Origin of the sequence: Pseudomonas sp. PDM18, from assembly GCF_014852585.1 — a bacterium.
In the GTDB taxonomy this organism is placed as follows: Bacteria; Pseudomonadota; Gammaproteobacteria; order Pseudomonadales; family Pseudomonadaceae; genus Pseudomonas.
Genome location: NZ_JACVBX010000002.1, coordinates 514,304 through 534,628, shown reverse-complemented (window position 1 = coordinate 534,628; position 20,325 = coordinate 514,304). Strand labels below are relative to the sequence as shown.

20 protein-coding genes are annotated in these 20,325 nt (G+C 66.3%); 17 read left to right on the top strand and 3 right to left on the bottom strand.

The annotated features are described in order from the left end of the window. The first annotated feature begins 5 nt into the window (after positions 1-5). The 6 genes from IB274_RS07210 to IB274_RS07185 all read left to right on the top strand — a co-directional run bounded on the left by IB274_RS07210 (position 6) and on the right by IB274_RS07185 (position 6,229). Entirely contained in the window at positions 6-1,328 is a 1,323-nt protein-coding gene (locus IB274_RS07210) for an LLM class flavin-dependent oxidoreductase (RefSeq protein WP_192431332.1), read from the top strand. 47 nt (positions 1,329-1,375) lie between these two features. Beyond that, positions 1,376-2,419 (top strand): L-glyceraldehyde 3-phosphate reductase, encoded by a 1,044-nt coding sequence (gene mgrA / locus IB274_RS07205; RefSeq protein WP_192431331.1) that lies wholly within the window; start codon positions 1,376-1,378, stop codon positions 2,417-2,419. Continuing rightward, positions 2,403-3,353: a sulfonate ABC transporter substrate-binding protein gene (locus IB274_RS07200; protein WP_225614710.1), complete on the top strand. Its 951-nt coding sequence runs from the start codon at positions 2,403-2,405 to the stop codon at positions 3,351-3,353. Before mgrA ends, IB274_RS07200 begins: the two co-directional genes overlap by 17 nt. A 581-nt stretch (positions 3,354-3,934) precedes the next feature. After that, complete coding sequence (locus tag IB274_RS07195) at positions 3,935-4,741, top strand: ABC transporter substrate-binding protein (RefSeq protein ID WP_192431329.1); 807 nt, start codon at positions 3,935-3,937, stop codon at positions 4,739-4,741. Between the two features lie 80 nt (positions 4,742-4,821). Further along, complete coding sequence (locus tag IB274_RS07190) at positions 4,822-5,535, top strand: amino acid ABC transporter permease (RefSeq protein WP_192431328.1); 714 nt, start codon at positions 4,822-4,824, stop codon at positions 5,533-5,535. Between the two features lies 1 nt (position 5,536). Then, the gene (locus IB274_RS07185) at positions 5,537-6,229 is read left to right on the top strand and encodes an amino acid ABC transporter permease (RefSeq protein WP_192431327.1); all 693 of its coding nucleotides are present in this window, start codon (positions 5,537-5,539) and stop codon (positions 6,227-6,229) included. Positions 6,230-6,232: 3 nt separating this feature from the next. Here the strand turns inward: IB274_RS07185 and IB274_RS07180 are convergent, their stop codons facing one another. Continuing rightward, the gene (locus tag IB274_RS07180) at positions 6,233-6,982 is read right to left on the bottom strand and encodes a DUF899 domain-containing protein (RefSeq protein WP_192431326.1); all 750 of its coding nucleotides are present in this window, start codon (positions 6,980-6,982) and stop codon (positions 6,233-6,235) included. A 95-nt stretch (positions 6,983-7,077) separates the two neighbouring features. Between IB274_RS07180 and IB274_RS07175 the strand changes: the two genes are divergently transcribed. The 7 genes from IB274_RS07175 to IB274_RS07145 all read left to right on the top strand — a co-directional run bounded on the left by IB274_RS07175 (position 7,078) and on the right by IB274_RS07145 (position 14,869). Then, positions 7,078-8,274 (top strand): helix-turn-helix domain-containing protein, encoded by a 1,197-nt coding sequence (locus tag IB274_RS07175; protein ID WP_192431325.1) that lies wholly within the window; start codon positions 7,078-7,080, stop codon positions 8,272-8,274. A 41-nt stretch (positions 8,275-8,315) separates the two neighbouring features. Beyond that, positions 8,316-8,966: a PQQ-binding-like beta-propeller repeat protein gene (locus tag IB274_RS07170; protein WP_192431324.1), complete on the top strand. Its 651-nt coding sequence runs from the start codon at positions 8,316-8,318 to the stop codon at positions 8,964-8,966. Positions 8,967-9,031: 65 nt separating this feature from the next. Then, complete coding sequence (locus IB274_RS07165) at positions 9,032-9,481, top strand: methyltransferase family protein (protein ID WP_192431323.1); 450 nt, start codon at positions 9,032-9,034, stop codon at positions 9,479-9,481. 96 nt (positions 9,482-9,577) lie between these two features. Beyond that, positions 9,578-10,279 carry a response regulator transcription factor gene (locus IB274_RS07160; RefSeq protein WP_192431322.1) on the top strand — a complete coding sequence of 234 codons (702 nt, stop codon included), beginning with the start codon at positions 9,578-9,580 and terminating at the stop codon, positions 10,277-10,279. Beyond that, positions 10,279-11,655 carry a sensor histidine kinase gene (locus tag IB274_RS07155; RefSeq protein ID WP_192431321.1) on the top strand — a complete coding sequence of 459 codons (1,377 nt, stop codon included), beginning with the start codon at positions 10,279-10,281 and terminating at the stop codon, positions 11,653-11,655. Before IB274_RS07160 ends, IB274_RS07155 begins: the two co-directional genes overlap by 1 nt. Positions 11,656-11,727: 72 nt before the next feature. Further along, positions 11,728-13,962 (top strand): TonB-dependent siderophore receptor, encoded by a 2,235-nt coding sequence (locus IB274_RS07150; protein WP_192431320.1) that lies wholly within the window; start codon positions 11,728-11,730, stop codon positions 13,960-13,962. 16 nt (positions 13,963-13,978) lie between these two features. Beyond that, a complete protein-coding gene (locus tag IB274_RS07145) occupies positions 13,979-14,869 on the top strand; it encodes an alpha/beta hydrolase (RefSeq protein ID WP_192431319.1) in 891 nt (296 codons plus the stop codon). Positions 14,870-15,032: 163 nt separating this feature from the next. Here the strand turns inward: IB274_RS07145 and IB274_RS07140 are convergent, their stop codons facing one another. After that, positions 15,033-15,929 (bottom strand): LysR family transcriptional regulator, encoded by an 897-nt coding sequence (locus IB274_RS07140; protein WP_192431318.1) that lies wholly within the window; start codon positions 15,927-15,929, stop codon positions 15,033-15,035. Between the two features lie 90 nt (positions 15,930-16,019). Between IB274_RS07140 and IB274_RS07135 the strand changes: the two genes are divergently transcribed. Next, complete coding sequence (locus IB274_RS07135; RefSeq protein WP_192431317.1) at positions 16,020-16,796, top strand: NAD(P)H-dependent oxidoreductase; 777 nt, start codon at positions 16,020-16,022, stop codon at positions 16,794-16,796. Between the two features lie 85 nt (positions 16,797-16,881). Here the strand turns inward: IB274_RS07135 and IB274_RS07130 are convergent, their stop codons facing one another. Next, a complete protein-coding gene (locus IB274_RS07130) occupies positions 16,882-17,697 on the bottom strand; it encodes an aminotransferase class IV family protein (protein WP_192431316.1) in 816 nt (271 codons plus the stop codon). 139 nt (positions 17,698-17,836) lie between these two features. Between IB274_RS07130 and gcvA the strand changes: the two genes are divergently transcribed. The 3 genes from gcvA to IB274_RS07115 all read left to right on the top strand — a co-directional run bounded on the left by gcvA (position 17,837) and on the right by IB274_RS07115 (position 20,311). Beyond that, positions 17,837-18,748: a transcriptional regulator GcvA gene (gene gcvA / locus IB274_RS07125; protein ID WP_192431315.1), complete on the top strand. Its 912-nt coding sequence runs from the start codon at positions 17,837-17,839 to the stop codon at positions 18,746-18,748. Between the two features lie 117 nt (positions 18,749-18,865). Then, positions 18,866-19,882 carry an SLAC1 anion channel family protein gene (locus tag IB274_RS07120; protein WP_192431314.1) on the top strand — a complete coding sequence of 339 codons (1,017 nt, stop codon included), beginning with the start codon at positions 18,866-18,868 and terminating at the stop codon, positions 19,880-19,882. Positions 19,883-19,969: 87 nt separating this feature from the next. Next, on the top strand, positions 19,970-20,311 hold the full coding sequence (locus IB274_RS07115) for an FKBP-type peptidyl-prolyl cis-trans isomerase (RefSeq protein ID WP_192431313.1): 342 nt from the start codon (positions 19,970-19,972) through the stop codon (positions 20,309-20,311). The last annotated feature ends 14 nt before the right edge of the window (positions 20,312-20,325 follow it).

Genomic DNA, 20,325 nt, shown 5'->3' with positions numbered 1-20,325 from the left:
CCGACATGACACGCACCCTTTCCCTTGGCGCCTTCCTCATGGCCACCGGGCACCACGTCTCAGCGTGGCGTCACCCGGACGTGCCGGCCAACGGCGGCCTCGACTTCCGCCTCTACAAGCGCCTGGCGCAGGTGGCCGAAGCGGCGAAGTTTGACGCCGTCTTCGTCGCCGACAGCGTTGCCGCGCCCACCGGCGACATCGCCAGTCGCATGGCACGCTCTGATCACTTCGAGCCGCTGACCCTGCTCTCGGCACTGGCGGCCGTGACCGAGCGCATCGGCCTGATCGGCACCGTGACCACCAGCTACAACGAGCCGTACCACGTGGCGCGCAAGTTCGCCTCGCTCGACCACATCTCCGAAGGGCGTGCGGGCTGGAACCTGGTGACCTCCGACGCCGCCGCCGAGGCGTTGAACTTCAACCGCCAGGAACACTTCGGCCACGCCGAGCGCTATGCCCGCGCGCGGGAATTCCACGAAGTGGTCACCGGCCTGTGGGACAGCTGGGGAGACGACGCCTTCACTCGCGACAAGGCCAGCGGGCAGTACTACGACCCGGCCAAGCTGCATGTACTGAACCACGAGGGCGAACACTTCCGCGTGCAGGGCCCGCTGAACGTCGCGCGCTCGCCACAGGGCCGCCCAGTGATCGTCCAGGCTGGCAGTTCCGAGGCCGGCCGCGAGCTGGCCGCGCAGACTGCCGAAGTGGTATTCACCGCGCAGACCTCGCTGGCCGCCGCCCGCGACTTCTACAACGACCTGAAAGGCCGCCTGCCGCGCTTCGGCCGCAGCGCGGATGAGCTGCGCATCATGCCCGGTGTGTTCGTGGTGGTCGGCCAGAGCCAGGCCGAGGCGCAGGAGAAGTTCGAGGAGTTTCAGGAGCTGGTGGAACCGCAGGTCGGCGTCGCGCTGCTGTCGCGCATGCTCGGCAACTTCGACCTCTCCGCCTACCCCCTGGATGGCCCGTTGCCCGAGCTACCGCTTACTGACAGCGGACAGCGCAGCCGCCAACTGCTGCTCACCGAACTGGCCGGGCGCGAGAACCTCACCCTTGCCCAGTTGGGCCGGCGCATCGCTGGCGGTCGCGGGCACTACAGCCTGATCGGCACGCCGGCGCAGATCGCCGACGAGCTCCAGGCCTGGTTCGAAGGCGGCGCCGCCGACGGCTTCAACGTGCTGGTGCCGCACCTGCCCGGGGGCCTGGAAGACGTTGCCAACTACGTCGTGCCTGAGCTGCAGCGACGCGGACTGTTCCGCCTCGAGTACAGCGGAAGCACCCTGCGCGACCACCTCGGGCTCAAACGCCCAGCCAACCGCTACAGCATCTGACGATTCACCGGCCGCCCCCTCTGCGGCCCGTTTACCAAGGAGTTTGCATGACCTACCTCGCGCACCCCGACCGCTACCAGCGTGTCCCCTACCGCCGCGTCGGCCGTAGCGGGCTGGTGCTGCCCGCCCTCTCCCTGGGCCTGTGGCACAACTTCGGCGACAGCGTACCGCTGGACCGCCAGCGCGCCCTGCTGCGCACCGCCTTCGACCTGGGCATCAACCACTTCGACCTGGCGAACAACTACGGCCCGCCCTATGGCAGCGCCGAGATCAACTTCGGCCGCCTGCTGCGTGAAGACTTCGCCGCTTACCGCGACGAGCTGGTGATTTCCACCAAGGCCGGCTGGGACATGTGGCCCGGCCCCTACGGCCAGGGCGGCAGCTCCCGCAAGTACCTGCTCTCCAGTCTCGACCAGAGCCTTAAGCGGCTGGGCGTGGATTACGTGGACATCTTCTACTCGCACCGCTTCGACCCGGACACGCCGCTGGAAGAAACCGCCGGCGCGCTGGCCAGCACGGTGCAGCAGGGCAAGGCGCTGTACGTGGGCATCTCATCCTATTCCGCCGGCAAGACCGCCGAACTCGCCGCGCTGCTGAAGGAATGGAAGGTGCCGCTGCTGATCCACCAGCCGGCCTACAACCTGTTTAATCGCTGGGTAGAAAAGGACCTGCTGGCTACCACCGACGAACTGGGCGCGGGCGTCATCGCCTTCACCCCACTGGCCCAGGGGCTGCTCACCGACCGTTACCTACACGGCGTACCGGCCGATGCGCGGGTCAACCAGCCGGGCGGCGCTTCGCTGCGGCCGGAGCACCTGTCCGAGGACAATCTGCGCCGTGCCCGCGCACTGAACGAAATCGCCCAGCGCCGCGGCCAGAGCCTGGCGCAACTGGCGCTGGCCTGGGTGCTGCGCGATGCCCGTGTGACCTCCGCGCTGATCGGCGCCAGCCGGCCGGAACAGATCGTCGAGAATGTTGCCGCGCTGGACAACCTCGTGTTCAGCGCCGAGGAGCTTGCGGAGATCGATCGTTACGCCGTGGAAGGCGGGATCAACCTCTGGGAGAAACCTTCCCATGACTGGAAGGATTGAGCCTGTGAGACTGTTCAATCGACTGCTCGCCGCTCTGCTGCTGATTGCGACCGGCACGGCCCAGGCGCAGGACCAGACGCAACTGCGCATCGGCTACCAGAAGGCCTCGGTCAGCCTGGTGCTGGCCAAAGAGCGCGGCCTGCTGGAGAAGCGCTTCCCGCAGACGCAGATCCAGTGGATCGAATTCCCCGCCGGGCCACAAATGCTCGAAGCATTGAACGTCGGTAGCCTGGATATCGGCTCCACCGGCGACATCCCGCCGATCTTCGCCCAGGCCGCCGGTGCCGACCTGCTCTACGTCGGCGTCGAACCGCCCAAGCCGCAGGCGGAAACCGTGGTGGTGCCCAAGGACAGCCCGATCCGCAGCGTCGCCGATCTCAAGGGCAAGCGCGTGGCATTCCAGAAGGGCTCCAGCTCGCACAACCTGCTGCTGCGCCTGCTGCAGAAGGAAGGTCTGAGCTTGAAGGACATCCAGCCGCTGTACCTGACGCCCGCCGATGCCCGCGCCGCGTTCGAGAGCGGGCGGGTGGATGCCTGGGCGATCTGGGACCCTTGGTATTCGGCGCTGTTGCTGGACGGCCATGCGCGCTTGCTGGCGGACGGCTCGGCAGTCGGCCTGAGCGGGCCGTTCTACCTGTCCAGCCGCGAGTACGCGGGCGCCAACCCGACGTTCATTCACAAGGTACTGGACGCTCTCAACGAAGCCGAGGCGCTGACCCGCAGCGACGAAGCCGGCAGCGTGGCGATCATGGCGCGCGTGACCGGGCTGGCGCCGGCGGTGATCGAGGAAACCTTCAAGCACCGCCCGCCCTCGCCCATTCAGCCGGTGGGTGATGCGGATATCGCCGCGCAGCAGCGCACGGCCGACCTGTTCCTAGCAGAGCGCATCCTGCCGCGCGCGGTGGATATCAGCGCTGCGCGCTGGAAACCCTGAACCAAGGGTATCGGTCACGTAGGAGCAACTGTCTTTCCCCGGAAATTTCGTGCTGTGCTTTCCCCTCCCTCCAGCCCTCTCCCTCAGGGAGAGGGGGCAGATCGTGACGTCTGACGCTGCGGTCTCATCCTGCACCCAACGGTACCCCTCTCCCCTTGGGAGAGGGCTGATCCGAGCGCAGGACTAGACCGTAGGGCGCATAACCCGGAACGGGTTATCCGCCGATTGACTCGTTCCTCGCGGCGGATCGCGCTGGCGCGCTATGCACTCTACGAATCTGGCTCGCGAACAAATCCCGAGCCATGCGGTTCGCGAGCAAGCTCGCTCCTAGAGGGTTGCTCCGGTCAGTGGCGGTGCAATCACTGCAAAACGGTTATCTAAACTCTTCCTTTATATTTCTTCAGGTTATTAGCTAGACGAATTCATTCCTTCTCCCCGCCACCGCTGCGCTGCCACACTCGGCACCGCCGGTGGGCCATCCCCGCCGCTCTGGAACGGGCCTTTGACACCCTCGAAGGCGCGTAATCGATCATCACGGGAACCCGTCGCACGAACGGGGCCCGAGAAGGAGCTGGATGTTCATGAAGAAACTCACTGCCGTTACCGCCCTCGCCCTGGCCGTCCTCTCCGGACTGGCCCATGCCGACCGTCTGGAAGACATCAGGAAAGCCGGCGTGCTGCGCGTCGCCGCGTTCGACAGCAACCCGCCGTTCGGCTTCGTGGACGGCAAGAGCAAGCAGATCGAAGGCCTCGACGTGGATTACGCCAAGGCCCTGGCCGACAAGCTCGGCGTCAAGCTGCAAGTCCTGCCGACCAACCCTGCCAACCGCATCCCGCTGCTGACCGCAAACAAGGTCGACCTGGTGCTGGCCAACTTCACCATCACCCCCGAGCGCGCCGAGCAGGTGGATTTCAGCATCCCCTACTTCTCATCCGGGCAGCAGTTCATCGTGCGCAAGGGCAGCCTGAAGTCGCCGGAAGACCTGAACAAATGGCGCGTGGGCGTCGACAAGGGCACGGTCAATGAAGGCGTGCTGCGCGAGAAATTCCCCGGCGCCAAGGTCATCGCCTACGACGACACGCCCTTCGCCTTTACCGCCCTGCGCAACGGCCAGGTCCAGGCCATCACCCAGGACGGTCCGAAGCTGATCGGCCTGCTGGCCAACGTGCCGGACAAGGACAAGTACGAGGTGCCGCCCTTCACCATTTCCAATGATCTGATCGGCGTCGGCATTCCCAAGGGTGAAAAAGCCCTGGGCGAGTTCGTCAACCAGAGCCTCACCGAGCTGGAAGCCAACGGGCAGGCGCAGAAGATTTACGACACCTGGTTCGGCCCGACCACCAAGACGCCCCTGGCGCGCCTGTACAAGATCGGCGACAAGAGCTGATCCCCGCCCCGCGCAGCGCACCACCGCACGCCCCACACCCGTGGGGCGTTGCCTTTCCTGCCCTCTGATGGACTTTCACGATGTTCGGCGAACTGCTCGCCCCGACCTACCTGAGCTGGCTGCTCGACGGCTTCCTGCTCACCCTCGGTATTTCCCTGTTCTGCTGCGTGGTCGCCACCCTGCTCGGCGCGCCGCTGGCGATTGCCCGGCAGGCGAAGTCGCGCTGGCTGTCGTGGCCGGCGCGGGCCTATCTCGCGCTGTTTCGCAATACGCCGCTGCTGGTACAGCTGTTCTTCTGGTACTTCGGCGTGCCGGCGCTGCTCCCGGAGGACTTCGTGTTCTGGCTGAATACGCCCCATGAGCTGGGCGCTCTGGCGTGGCCGTCGTTCGAATTCCTCGCCGCCGCCTGGGGCCTGACGCTCTACACCACAGCGTTCATCGCCGAGGAATTCCGCGCCGGCATCGCCTCGGTAAGCGAGCAGCAGCGCGACGCTGGCATGGCGCTGGGCCTGCGCCCAATCCAGGTGTGGCGCTGGGTAATCCTGCCGCAGGCGCTGCGCACCGCGTTGCCACCGCTGATGGGGCAATACATGAACGCGCTGAAGAACTCCTCGCTGGCGATGGCCATCGGGCTGGCGGAGCTGTCCTACGCATCGCGCCAGGTGGAGACGCAGACCTTCAAGACCTTCCAGGCGTTCGGTGTCGCCACCCTGCTCTACATCGGCGCCATCGCGCTGATCGAGGCGCTGGGCCAGGCGCTGCAGCAGACCCGCCGCTACCGCCAGGGAGCCTGACATGGACTTCTCCGTCATCCACGACAACCTCTCCTATTTCCTCGTCGGCGCCTACCCCGACGGCCCGCTGGGCGGCGCCGCGCTGACCATCCTGCTAGCGCTGGCCTCCGGCATCGTCTCTGCGGTCATCGGCCTTGCGCTGGGCATTGCCTTGTCAGTGTTGCGCGGCAAACCGCGCCTGCTGCTGGTGGGCTTCCTTGGCTTCTTCCGCGCGATCCCGGTGCTGATGCTGATCTTCTGGACCTACTTCCTACTGCCCATCGTCTTCCACTTCGACGTGCCGGCGCTGGGTACGGTGGTCTGCGCGCTCTCGCTGATCGGCGGGGCCTATCTGGCGCACTCGGTGCACGCCGGCATCGAAAGCCTGCCCAAGGGCCAGTGGGACGCCGCCCGCGCGCTGGGCCTGCGCCCGTGGCAGGTGCTCACCCTGGTGATCCTGCCGCAGGCGCTGCCGATCATGCTGCCGTCCTTCTTGAATCAATGGGTCTCGCTGATCAAGGACACCTCGCTGGCCTACGTGATCGGCGTCGGCGAGCTCTCCTTCGTCGCCACCCAGGTGAGCAACCGGGTAATGGTCCATCCCACGGAAATATTCCTGTTCGTCGCCCTACTCTACTTCCTGCTGTGCTCGGCGCTGGACCTGGCCGCAGCACTGCTGGCAAGGCTGCGACCGGATTACCGCAAGGCGGTGTGAGACTTAATACTCGTCGTGCCGGCGCCACCAGATGCCCTGCTCGTTGCGCCCCAAAGGCGCACGGTCGAGCCACTGGAACAGCCCCCAGAGCGCGTCCAGCCCGCGTGCGTATGTGGAGTAGCAGTGATAGATGTTGTCGCCTTCACGCACGAAGCTGCTCATCCCCGGCAGGTCGCGGGTGAAGGTCGCCACGTCGGTGCCGCAGCAGGCGGCGATTTCCACCACAGGCGCCGGCGCAGGACCTGCAGCGGGGCCTGCGCGGCGGAAGTTGTAGTCGACCTCCCCACCGCGCTGCTGCGCCTCGGTGAAAGACACATTGAAGTCATAGTTGAACCCGCTGCCGTGGGATGACGCCCACGGGAAGCTCCAGCCCATGCGCCGACGGTAGACCAGCAATGTCTCCAGCGGTGCTCGGGAGACGGCCAGCAGGCTCACATCATGGTTCGCCAGGTGAGTTGCGTAGCCATCGAAGCCATCGGCGATGTTCGAGCAGGACGGGCAGCCGGCACGGTAGTCCGGGCCGAACATGAAGTGATAGACCAGCAGCTGCGAACGGCCGGCGAACAGGTCGGCAAGGCTCGCCGGGCCCTGCTCGGTGTCGAAGCGGTAGTCCTTGTCGACCAGCACCCAGGGCAGCGCCTGGCGCTTGAGCGCCAGTTCGTCGCTGCGCCGGGTCAGAGCCTTTTCCTCGACCAGCAGCTCCAGGCGCGCGGCCAGCCATTCTTCGCGGGTAGCGGTGGGATGGGCAGTCATGACAGTTCTCCTCCGCCAGCGGCGGCTCGGTGGGCATGGCTTAGACTAAGCAGCGTGCCGTGCTCGACGGGAGTGACAAAGTTGGCAGGATTTCCATGGATTCGCTGATCACGGCAGCAGCTCGTGCCCTGGCCACGGGCGACCCGCTGGGCGCGCTGAACCGCGTGGCGCTGCGCGAAGACCCGCCGGCGCTGGCCCTGCGCGGCATCGCCATGGCCCAGCTGGGCGATTTCCCGCGTGCGCGCGCCCTGCTTCGCCGCGCCGCCCGCACCTTTGGCGCCCACGAACCGAGGGAGCGCGCCCGCTGCCTCGTGGCCGAAGCGGAAGTGGCGCTGGCCAGCCGCGAACTGAACTGGCCGACGGTGCCGCTGGAGCAGGCGGCGCGGGTGCTGCAGTTCCATGGCGACAGGGTCAACGCTGCCCATGCCCATTACCTGCTGATCCGCCGCGCGCTGCTCATCGGCCAGCTCGATCAAGCCCATGCCGCCCTCACCGAGCTGGAGCCCGAATCACTACCCGCGCCGCTACGTGCTGTGCATTGGCTGATTTCGGCCGGCATCGCCGTTCGCCGGCTGCACGCGCATGAGGCTCGGAGCGCTTTGCGCAAAGCCGCCGAGGCTGCTGCCGCTTCGGGTATTCCTGCCCTGCGTGCGGAGGTCGACCAGGCGGCGCGCATCCTCGATGCGCCGGCGGCCCGGCAGATCAGTCCCCCGCACACGCGCCTGCTGTCGCTGGATGAAGTGGAAAACCTGCTGCGCTCCGATGCCCTGGTGGTGGACGCCTGTCGCAACCGCGTGGGCAGCCTCGCACTGGGCAGCCGCCCGGTGCTCTTTGCCCTTGCCCGCGCACTGGCCGAGGCCTGGCCCCATGACATGGCGCGTTCCGAGCTGATCGGCCGGGTGTTCCGCACCCGTCACCCGGACGAAACCCACCGGGCACGCCTGCGCGTGGAAATCGGCCGCCTGCGGCGCCTGCTGCAACCCCTGGCCGGTATCGAGTCGACGCCTCGCGGTTATCGGCTGGTCGCCGCCAATCCGGTGGTCCTTGCGCCTCCGCTGGAGGAAGCCAACGCTGAAGTGCTGGCGCTGCTCAGTGACGGCCAGGCCTGGTCCAGTTCGGCCCTGGCATTGGCGCTGGATACCAGCCAGCGCAGCGTGCAGCGCGCCCTCGAAACGCTGTCCGAAGCCGGCTTGGTGCAGGCCCTCGGGCAAGGGCGCGCCCGACGCTGGATGCTGCCGCCAGCGCCGGGATTCGCGACGACCTTGTTACTCCCCGCTCCCTTCGGTGTCTGAATAGGCTGAAGGCTCCCACCCTTAACGTGCAGGGCAACACCATGACTACCCACTACAAGCAATCTCCCGCGCAGGTGCTGGAGGAGTACGGTCCGTTCCCCGGCGTCGAAACCGTCGCCGGTGTGACCTTCGACGGCCGGCACGTCTGGATCGCCACCGGCGACAGTCTGAGCCGGCTCGACCCGCAAAGCGGTCAGCTGGAAGCGTCGATCCCGGTTCCGGCCCACGCCGGCACCGCCTTTGACGGCAAGCACCTGTACCAGATCGGAGAAAGCATCATCCAGAAGATCGACCCCGCCAGCGGCAAGGTGCTCTCGACCATCCCCGCACCGGGCAATGGCGGCGATTCCGGCATGGCCTGGGCGGAAGGTTCGCTCTGGGTCGGCGAGTACCGCGCCCGGAAGATTCATCAGATCGACCCGGAAACCGGCGAAATCCTCCGTACGATTGATTCAAATCGTTTCGTCACTGGGGTGACCTGGGTCGAAGGCCAACTCTGGCATGGCACCTGGGAGCCGGAATCGACCTACAGCGAGCTACGCCGCATCGATCCGCAGTCCGGCGCGGTTCTGGAGCAACTGGACATGCCCGAAGGCGTACATGTTTCCGGCTTGGAGGCCGACGGCGGCGAGCGCTTCTACTGTGGTGGCGGCAACAGCGGCAAGGTTCGGGCGGTACGCCGGCCGCGCTGAAAACGGCAATCTGGGCTAGTGTAGGCACCTCACTGGAGAAGGCCGCACTGGCCCGGAGACCGAGCATGGATTGGCTGGAACACCGTATTCCCCCGCCCCTGGTGGCGATCATTACCGCCGTGCTGATGTGGCTCGCGGTGCGCCCGATTGATCCGCTGGGCAGCCGGCTGTGGCTGACCCTGCTGGTAATGCTGGCCGGGGTCGCGGTCTGCCTGGCCGGAGTCGCGTCGTTTCGCCGCGCGCGCACCACAGTCAACCCGCTGAAGCCGGAGTCGGCCTCCTCATTGGTGGTCGCCGGTATCTACCGGCATACGCGCAACCCCATGTACCTGGGTTTCGCGATCGTCCTGCTGGGGTGGTGCGTGTTCCTCGGTTCGGCGCTGGCGGTGCTTGGCGTCGCGGCTTTCGTGCTGTTCATCGGGCGCTTCCAGATCCGCCCGGAAGAACGTGCCCTGCGCGAGCTGTTCGGTTCCGAATTCGACGCTTACTGCGGCCGAGTGCGACGCTGGGTCTGAGGCCATTTCTGACAGGTGCACGGCAGATCGCCATTGCCTTCTGACAGAAATGGGTGAGATAGTTGCAAATAGTAAATATTCTCATCAAGGCCTGCTGTGTCCCCTTCGCTCTTGCTGGTGGAAGACGATTCCCGTCTTCGCCTGGACCTCGAACGTCATTTCTGTGAGCGCGGCTTTGCCGTCACTACTTGCGCGAACGGTGACCAGGGGCTGGTGGCCGTCCACCAGAACGATTTCGATTTGGTCCTGCTGGACATCATGCTGCCCGGCGTCGATGGCCTTTCCTTGCTGGATACGCTGCGCAACGCGCGCACTACACCGGTGATGCTGATGTCCGCCCTGGGCGCGGAACAGGACCGCATCACCGGCTTCACCCGCGGCGCCGACGACTACCTGCCCAAACCGTTCAGCCTGGCGGAACTGGATGCGCGAATCGATGCGCTGCTGCGTCGGGCCAACCTGGATCGAGCCCGCACCGCGCAGAGCGAGCCTCAACGGCAAAGCTCTTTGCAGTTCGACGATGAACTGCAGGACGTTTCCCGCAACGGTGAACACGCCGGCCTGACGAATTCCGAGTACCGCCTTTTGGCGACGCTGAGCGCCCATGCCGGCGAAGCGCTGAGCAAGAGCTTTCTCTACCAGAGCGTCCTGCACCGCACTTACACGCGCCTCGACCGGGGGCTGGATGTGCACGTCTGCAACCTGCGCCGCAAGCTTGCCGCCATCGGTGCGCAGCAGGTGCAGATCCAGGCCGTGCGCGGCCAGGGTTACATCCTGGTGGATGCGGAACGTCACTGATGCGCCGTCACCCGCTGCTGTGGAAGATTGCCGCGCTGCAGGTCGGCTTCTGCCTGCTGCTGACCTGGCTGATCTGGACCTGGGGCCTGTCGCTGGAGCGCAGCACCTATTTCCTCGGCACCGAGGACCGCGACTACCTGGCACGCTACGCAGAACAAGCGGAAACGGTCTGGGAGCACCAGGGCGCCGAGGGCGTGGAACGCTTCCGCCAGCAGCTGTCCGCCGCCGAAGACACCTGGGTCGCGGTGATCGGTTCACACCTGCAGAGCCTGGGAAGCACGGCGCTGACGGCGGAGGAATCCAGCCACCTCACCTTCATGCGCAAGCTTGACTGGCCGATGAGCCGGCGCCTGCAGGACGAGTTGCCCTACGTCAGCATCGAATTCCCCCGACATCCCGAGCGCGGCCGGCTGGTCATGCAGTTGCCCGAGCGCCTGCTTCCGGGCGGCCTGACGCCCTGGACGCACCTGTTCAGCCACGGCGTAGTGCCGACCCTGCTGGCCGCCCTCCTCGGCTTGCTGATCTATCGCCACCTGGTGCTGCCGCTCAATCGCCTGCGCGCCCGCGCCGATGCCCTGCGCGCGGACGATCTCGACCGCGAGGGCCCCGGCACCCCGCTGGCCCATCGCCGCGACGAGCTGGGCGAACTGGCGCTGGCCTTCGACCACATGGCTGACCGCCTGCGGCACAGCCTGGCGCAGCAACGCCTGCTGCTGCGCACGCTGTCCCATGAGTTGCGTACTCCGCTGGCGCGCCTGCGTATTGCCCACGACAGCGACCTGCCGGCGGACCAGCTGCGGCAGCGCCTGGACCACGAGATCCAGGACATGCAGCGCCTGCTGGAAGACACCCTCGACCTCGCCTGGATGGACACCGAGCGCCCGCAACTGGAACGCGAGCCGGTACTGGTGCTGTCGGTCTGGGAAGCGCTGCGCGAGGACGCCTGCTTCGAAAGTGGCTGGGAGCCCGAGCGGCTGCCCTGCTCGCTGGGCACCGACTGCGTGGTGCAGGTACACCTGGACAGCTTCGCCCAGGCCATCGAAAACCTGCTGCGCAATGGCATCCGCCACTCCCCGCGCGGTGGCAGCGTGCGCCTGGGCGGTTGGCGCGAGGGCACATTCTGGCACCTGTGCGTCAGCGACGACGGTCCCGGCGTCGCCGAAGCAGACCTCGAACGCATCTTCCAGCCCTACCAGCGGCTGCAGCCGTCGGAGTCCAGCGGATTCGGCCTTGGCCTGGCCATCGCCCGGCGCGGCGTCGAGCTGGCGGACGGGCGCTTGTGGGCCGAGAACGGCTGCGACGATGGTAAGGCCGGTCTCTGCCTGCACCTGTTGCTACCGGCCGTTACGGCCCAACAAAACGGCGCAAGTGTTTAGAAAGTTAATGCGCTTTACTTGCAAATAGCAGTAATTATCATTTGGCGATCTTTCAGTTGCCGGAGATCACCGATGCCGTCCCGTCCGACGCAGTTCCTTCCACCCTTCCTGCTGCTGTCCAGCTGCTTGCTGTCCTTTGCCGTACAGGCCGCCAGCGCCGATTCCGATGTCGTCGAGTTCGACAGCGAGACCATCGTCGCCACCGCCGCCGAGGAAGCCAAGCAGATGCCGGGCGTGTCGATCATCACCGCCGAAGACATCAAGAAGCGCCCGCCGGCCAGCGACCTGTCGCAGATCATCCGCACCATGCCGGGCGTCAACCTGACCGGTAACTCCACCAGCGGCCAGCGCGGCAACAACCGCCAGATCGATATCCGCGGCATGGGCCCGGAAAACACCATGATCCTGGTGGACGGCAAGCCGGTCTCCAGCCGTAACGCCGTGCGCTACGGCTGGCGTGGCGAGCGCGACTCGCGCGGCGACACCAACTGGGTGCCGGCCGACCAGGTGGAACGCATCGAAGTCCTGCGCGGCCCGGCGGCGGCGCGTTATGGCAACGGCGCGGCGGGCGGCGTGGTGAACATCATCACCAAACAGGCGGGCAAGGAAACCCACGGCGACGTCACCGTCTACAGCAACTTCCCGCAGCACAGCGACGAAGGCGCCACTCAGCGCATGACGTTTGGCCTTAATGGCCCGCTGACCGATACCCTCAGCTACCGCGTGTACGGAAACGTCGCCAAGACCGACTCGGACGACTGGGACATCAACGCCGGCCACGAATCCAACCGCACCGGCAACCAGGCCGGCACCCTCCCCGCCGGACGTGAAGGCGTGCGCAACAAGGACGTCAACGGCCTGCTCAGCTGGCACCTGACGCCCGAGCAGACGTTGGATTTCGAGGCCGGCTTCAGCCGCCAGGGCAACATCTACACCGGCGATACGCAGAACACCAACAGCAACGCCAACGTGAAGTCCATGCTCGGTCACGAGACCAACCGCATGTACCGCGAGAACTACTCGATCACCCATCGCGGTGAGTGGGACTTCGGCAGCTCCATGGCCTACCTGCAGTACGAGAAGACCCGCAACAGCCGCATCAACGAAGGCCTGGCCGGCGGCACCGAGGGCATCTTCAGCAACACCGATTTCTACACCGCCACCCTGCGTGACCTCACCGCCCACGGCGAAGTGAACCTGCCGCTGCACGCCTGGCGCGACCAGACCCTGACCCTGGGCAGCGAATGGGTGCAGCAGAAACTCGACGACCCCAGCGCCAACACCCAGACCACCAGCGAAGGCGGCTCGGTGCCGGGTCTGACCAGCAGCAACCGTGACACCACCTCGCAGGCGCAGATCTTCTCGCTGTTCGCCGAAGATAACATCGAGCTGATGCCCGGCACCATGCTCACTCCCGGCCTGCGCTGGGACCACCACAGCATGGTCGGCGACAACTTCAGCCCGTCGTTGAACCTGTCCCACGCGCTGACCGATACCGTCACCCTGAAGGCCGGCATCGCCCGCGCCTACAAGGCGCCGAACCTCTACCAGCTCAACCCCGACTACCTGCTCTACAGCCGTGGCCAGGGCTGCTACGGCCAGAGCACCAGCTGCTACCTGCAGGGCAATGAGGACCTCAAGGCGGAAACCAGCGTCAACAAGGAGCTGGGCATCGAGTTCCAGAAGGACGGCCTGATCGCCGGCCTGACCTACTTCCGCAATGACTACAAGAACAAGATCGAGTCGGGCCTGTCGCCCATCGATCAGGCCAGCGGCGGCAACGGCAGCTACGCCAACGCGGCGATCTACCAGTGGGAGAACGTGCCCAAGGCGCTGGTCGAGGGCCTGGAAGGCACCCTGACCATCCCGCTGATGGAGCAGCTGAAGTGGAGCAACAACTTCACCTACATGCTGCAGTCGAAAAACAAGGAAACCGGCGACGTACTCTCAGTGACGCCCAAGTACACCCTGAACTCCATGCTCGACTGGCAGGCCACCGACGCCCTGTCGCTGCAAGCCAGCGTCGCCTGGTACGGCAAGCAGACGCCGAAGAAGTACGACTACCACGGCGACCGCGTCACCGGCAGCGCCAACAACCAGCTCTCGCCCTACGCCATCGCCGGGCTGAGCGGCACCTATGTGTTCACGAAGAACCTGAGCTTCACCGCCGGGGTGGACAACGTCTTCGACAAGCGCCTGTTCCGCGAGGGCAACGCCCAGGGCGTGAACGGCATCGAGGGCGCCGGCGCCGCCACCTACAACGAACCGGGCCGCACGCTGTACACCAGCCTCACCGCGTCGTTCTGATTAGAGAAAAAACCTGATGAGACTTCGCCTCCTCCTGGCACTGGCGTTCGCCGTGCCGGGGCTGGCAGCGCACGCCGCGCCTGCCCCCGACCAGAAAATGGACACCCATCTGCTGCAACGCAACGACCTGGCGTACCGCTTCAGCGAGCTGAAGCTGGATTCCGCCGACGGCCAGCGTCACTACCAGCTGTGGATCGCCCGCCCGAACCACCCTTCCCCCGCCGCCGGCTACCCGGTGGTGTGGATGCTCGATGGCAACGCCGCCATCGGCGCGCTGGACGAGAAACTGCTGAGCGAACTGAACGACGGCAAGGCCCCCCTGCTGATTGCCGTCGGCTACCAGACGCCCCTGCGCATCGATCGCAGCGGCCGCACCCGCGACTACACCCCGCGTCGCCCGCAGCTTGCCGAGCAGAAAGACCCGCTCACTGGTGATCCCAGCGGCGGCGCCGACGCCTTCCTCGATCTGATGCGCGACCGGATGCTCCCGACGGTAGCCGCCCAGGCGCCCATCGACCGCTCGCAACAGACGCTCTGGGGCCATTCCTACGGCGGCCTGCTGACGCTCCACGCGCTGCTCACCCGGCCGCAGCAGTTCAGCTTCTACGCTCCGGCGAGCCCTTCACTGTGGTGGGGCGACGGCGCGATCCTTAAGGAGCAGGACGGCTTCGCCCAGCGGCTGGCCGGCCACTCTGCGCAACTGTTGCTGATGCGCGGCGGCGAGGAACCCTTCCGGCCGCGTGAAGGCATTACTCCCAGCGCGCCCCGCGCCGCCCAGCAACTGGTGGAAGATGTCGCCAAGGTGCCCGGCATGCAGGCGCGGTTCCATGCCTTCGACGGCCTGAGCCATGGGCAGACGCTGGCCGCTTCGCTGAAGTACCTGTTGCGGACAAAGTTCGCGGACTGACTGGATATTCCACCGCAGGCTGAATCCCCTCACCCCAGCCCCCCAAAGGGAGAGGGCTAGGGTGATGGCTTGCCCAGGACCAGTTCCCCTCCCGTAGGAGCGAGCTTGCTCACGAGCCGCCCAGGGCAGAAGCCAACCTGTCGGATCGCGCGTGAATACTTCCTCAAGTCACCGCGCTGGCAATCTGCTCCCGCAACCAGCGATGTGCCGGGTCGCGGTGCGAACGCTCGTCCCAGAGCATCGACATCTCGTACCCCGGTACCGCCACCGGCGCCTCCACCACCCGCAACGCCGGGTTATCCCGCACCAGCCGCGCCGGCACCATGGCCACTAGGTCACTTCTGGCGAGCACCGAGATGACGACGAGGAAGTGCGGCACCGATAGCGCTACCCGCCGGCTCAGGCCGACCGCCGCCAGCGCCTCGTCGGTCACGCCGCTGAAGCCGCCTCCGTCGGGGGAGACCATCACATGCTCCAGCTGGCAGAACTGCGCCAGGCTCGGCTTGCGCTTCAGTTTCGGGTGCCCGGCGCGCCCGGCCAGTACATAGCGCTCGCTGAACAATGTCCGTCGACGCATGCCTGGTGGGCTGCCCTCGGTGGTGTGGAAAGCCAGGTCGATCTCGCCCTGCTCCGCCTGTCGAGCGATGCGCTGCGGTGATAGCTCCAGCAGCGCCAGACGGGCGCCCGGCGCACTGCCGCGAATGGCGCTCAACGCCGGCAGCAGAATGGTGGATTCGCCGTAGTCGGTGGCAGCGATGCGCCACGTGTTGTCCGCTTGCGCCGGGTCGAAGGGCGCTGACGGCGCCACCGCCTGCTCCAGCGCTTCCAGGGCGATGCGCAACGGTTCGCGCAGGGATTCGGCCCGCGCCGTCGGGCGCATGCCGCGCGGGCCGGGCAGCAGCAGCGGGTCGTCGAAGATGTCGCGCAGCTTCGCCAGGTGCACGCTCACCGAGGGCTGCGAGAAATTCAGCCGCTCCGCAGCGCGCGTCACGTTGTGCTCGGAAAGCAACACATCCAGGGTCACCAGCAGGTTGAGGTCGAGCCTGCGCAGATTATTCATTCATATACCTGGGATACCGGATATTCATTTCCACTATACCTGTGGCAATCGCATCCTGCGCACACCCCCTCTCATATGGAAACCGCCTCCATGAACGTACTGATCGTCTACGCCCACCCCGAACCGCGCTCGCTCAATGGTTCGCTGAAGGACTTCGCCGTGCGCCGCCTGCAGGCCGCCGGCCACGAGGTACAAGTTTCCGACCTCTATGCGATGAACTGGAAAGCCACGCTGGACGCCTCCGACAGCCTCGACCGCGATCCCGAGGCGCGCTTCGATCCGTCCCAGGATTCCAAACGTGCCTACGCCGCCGGCCGGCAGAGCAGCGACATCGCCGCCGAGCAGGAAAAACTGCGCTGGGCCGACACGGTGATTCTGCAGTTCCCGCTCTGGTGGTTCACCATGCCGGCGATCCTCAAGGGCTGGTTCGAGCGGGTCTACGCCTATGGATTTGCCTATGGCGTCGGCGAGCACTCTGATGCCCGCTGGGGCGACCGCTACGGTGAAGGCAACCTGGCCGGCAAGCGCGCCATGCTGATGGTCACCACTGGCGGCTGGGAGTCGCACTACAGCGCTCGCGGCATCAACGGGCCGATCGAGGATCTGCTGTTCCCGATCCACCACGGCGTGCTGCACTACCCCGGCTTCGACGTACTGCCGCCCTACCTGGTCTACCGCACCAGCCGGGTGGATGCGCTGCGCTACGCGCAGATCGAGCAGGAGCTGGGCGAGCGCCTGGACAACCTCCAGACCACCGCGCCCATCCCCTTCCGCCGGCAGAACGGCGGTGATTACGACATCCCTGCGCTGACCCTGCGCGAGGAGATCGATCCGCAGGCCAGTGGATTTGCGGCGCATCTGGAGTGAATGCGGTTCGCGAGCAAGCTCGCTCCTACAAGCAGCGCTGCTCTTCGTAGGGGCGAGCTTGCTCGCGAACCGCCCAACAGCGGACTCAGGGACGAACCCGCGGCTCCGCTTCGAAGGCACTGCGCAGCAACTCGACGAACTCCGGCGCAGGGGGAAGTTCCACCTCGCCGATGCGGCTCACCGGCACCGCCGGCGTCCAGGAGTTCATCACCACCGCGCCGGCCAGGCGCGGCAGGTCCTGCTGATCGATGCTCAGCGATGACTGGCGCGCGCCGAGCCTGTCCAACTGGCGCTGGAGGATGCCCATGGTGGTGCCGGCGAGCATCCTCGCCCGCGGCCAGATCACCGTTTCGCCGTCCCAGAACGCCAGGTTCCAGATGGTCGCCTCGCTGAAGCGACCACGGTGGTCGGTGAACACCGCATCATCGAAACCGGCAGCCACCGCCTCGCGCAGGTACCAGGTCTTGGCGATCTCGCCGACGTGCTTGATCTCCGGCAGCACCCGCTCGTGCCCGGCGATGGCCAGCGACAACGGGCCCTGCGGACCATCCGACGGCGGCGCGGTGCGCACCAGCAGCTCGGGCCGGTGCTCGGGCCCTGCGACAGTGAACTCCCCGGCGGGCGAGTACACCGTCGCCATCAGCGAAGTCTCCGCAGGCGCCTGTTCCAGCGCAGCACGCAAGGCAGCGCGGATTTCCTCGTCGGCGTGGCTCCGGCCGAACAGCCGCAGCGAGGCATTGCGCAGTCGCTCGAGGTGCAGGTCCAGACCACGGATGCCGCCGCCGCGCACCTGCATGGCAGTGAAATGGGCATAGCCGGCGAAGGCCAGCGGTGCGAGATCGTCGGCACTGGCGGGACGGGCGTTGCGTTGGGTGATGTAGGCATGAATGGCGACTGACATGGCTTTGGCTTCCTCTGCTCGGTGTTTCACTGCCTGGACATCTGCATATCCCGCATCAAGTGGAATCACTATCGGCCTTTGACGAAGCCAGGAGAAACGAGTATTTCTCGATGGATCATCAAACAGGATTTGAAGATCGATGAGCCGTTCCTTTCCCGGTATCCGCTCGCTGCGCACCTTCGAGGCTGCCGGCCGTCACCTGAACTTCACCCGCGCCGCAGAAGAGGTCGGCCTCACGCCAGCGGCGGTCAGTCACCAGATCAAGGAGCTGGAAGACCAGCTCGGCCTCGGCCTGTTCGTGCGCACCAGCCGCAGCATCCAGCTGACCCCGGCGGGCGCCTTGCTGCTGGAAGCGGCGGCGGAATCCCTCGGCCTGCTGCATCGCGCCACCGTGCGGGCGCGGCGGCTGGCGCGCACTTCGGAGCAACTGCGGGTCTCGCTCACCGCGCGCTTCGCCACCCACTGGCTGCTGCCGCGCCTGCCGAAATTCCGCGCGCTGCATCCGGGGCTGAAGCTCAGCTTCGACGTCAGCGACGAGCTGCGCGACTTCGCCGTCGACGACATCGACCTCGCCATCCGATTCGGCAGCGGGCGCTATCCCGGACTGCTGGCGGAGCGGCTGTTCGACACGCAGATCGTCCCGGTGTGCTGCCCAAGCCTGCTGGAAGACGGCCCGCCGCTGCGCGAGCCGCGTGACCTGCAGGCCCACACGCTGTGCCACGTGGTTTGCGAAACCGAAGGCGCGCCCTGGCCGGACTGGTCGCGCTGGATGGCGGCAGCCGGCGTGGAGAACTTCGACGCCAGCGGCTGCGTTACCTTCGAAGACACCAGCCACGTGGTGCAGGCGGTGCTCGAAGGCGGCGCGGTCGGGCTGGCCGACCACGCCATGGTCGCCCGCGAGCTGGAACAGGGACTGCTGGTGCAGCCGTTCGAGCTGGGCGTGCGGGTCGCCGAGGACTATGCCTACAACCTGGTCTACCCGCAGGCCAGCGCGGACGAGCCGCGCGTCAAGGCCTTCCGTGAATGGATTCTCGGCGAGATGGCGGTCTAGGCCCGCCGCGCCATTCACCCACGGAGGTATTGCCGCAGGATCTTTCCCGTCTACGCTGTGCGGCGACGGAGTCCACGGACTCGGATTGTTCAGCGTACCGATAGGGAAGATTCGCCTATGACAGATAACATCGATACTGCTGCTGCCTTTGGTGCTCCCAAGGAAACCGCCCGCGAAGGCCGGCTCGGCTACCTGCCGGTCGCCCTGTTCGGCTCGGTGATGGGGCTCGCGGGCCTGTCGTCGGCCTGGAGGCTGGCCACGCTGATCTACGGCGCACCACAGTGGGTGTCGCAAACCATCGGCCTGCTGGCGCTGCTGGCTTTCTTCGCCGTTGGCATCGGCTACGCAATCAAGGCCGTCACCGGCCCCCATTCAGTGAAGACGGAATTCCTCCACCCTATCGCCGGCAACCTGTTCGGCACGCTGTTCATCAGCCTGTTGCTGCTGCCCATTCCCCTGGTCGACTACAGCCTGTTCCTGGCGCGCGCCTGCTGGCTGATCGGCACGGCCGGCATGCTGCCGTTCGCCTGGCTGATCATTTCCCGCTGGCTCGGCCAACGCCAGCAGGCAGCCCACGCCACGCCGGCGTGGATTGTCCCGGTGGTGGGCCTGGCGGATATCCCGCTGGCGGTGCCGCTGCTGCAATGGCCGGGCGCGGCCGACGTCGCCTTCTTTTCCCTGGCAGTGGCGCTGTTCTTTGCCGTGCCGCTGTTCACCCTGATCCTCTCGCGGCTGCTGTTCGAAGAGCCGCTGGGCGTCGGCCTGCAACCTTCCCTGCTGATCCTGCTGGCGCCCTTTGCGGTGGGCTTCTCCGCCTATGTCAGCATCGTCGGCGAGATCGACCGCTTCGCTAGCGCGCTGTACATGCTCACCCTGTTCATGCTGGCGGTGCTCACCGGGCGCCTGCGCCACCTGGCGCGCAACTGCCCGTTCCGGCTGGCCTGGTGGTCGGTCGGTTTCCCGCTGGCCGCCGCAGCCGGTTGCGCGCTGCGCTACGCGGGTCATGCGCCCGGCCCCTTCACTAACGGTGTGGCGCTGCTCCTGCTGGCAGCCGCAACGGTCGTCATCCTCGGCATGGGCCTGCGCACGCTGATCGGCGTGGCGACGGGCCAGCTGCGTAACCTCGCCACCTGAGTCGCACGGCTTGCCATTGCCGACGAATCCTGCGAAAACGCACGCCCTCGCGGCGCTCGTGCCGCACCCGCATCATCGGAGAACGCCATGAGCAGCGAACTGCAGATTGAAGATATCGTCGTTGGCGACGGCAAGACCGTGGTCAAGGGCGCCCTGATCACCACCCAGTACAAGGGCACCCTGGAGGACGGCACCGTCTTCGATTCGTCCTGGGATAAGGGCCGCCCGTTCCAGTGCGTGATCGGCACCGGCCGGGTAATCAAGGGCTGGGATATCGGCCTGATGGGCATGAAGGTCGGCGGCAAGCGCAAGCTCTTCGTGCCCGCGCACCTGGCCTACGGCGAGCGCCAGGTCGGCGCGCACATCCAGCCCAACTCCAACCTGCTGTTCGAGATCGAGCTGCTGGAAGTCCTCACCCGCGACGAGTGATCGGCCTCTTCGGA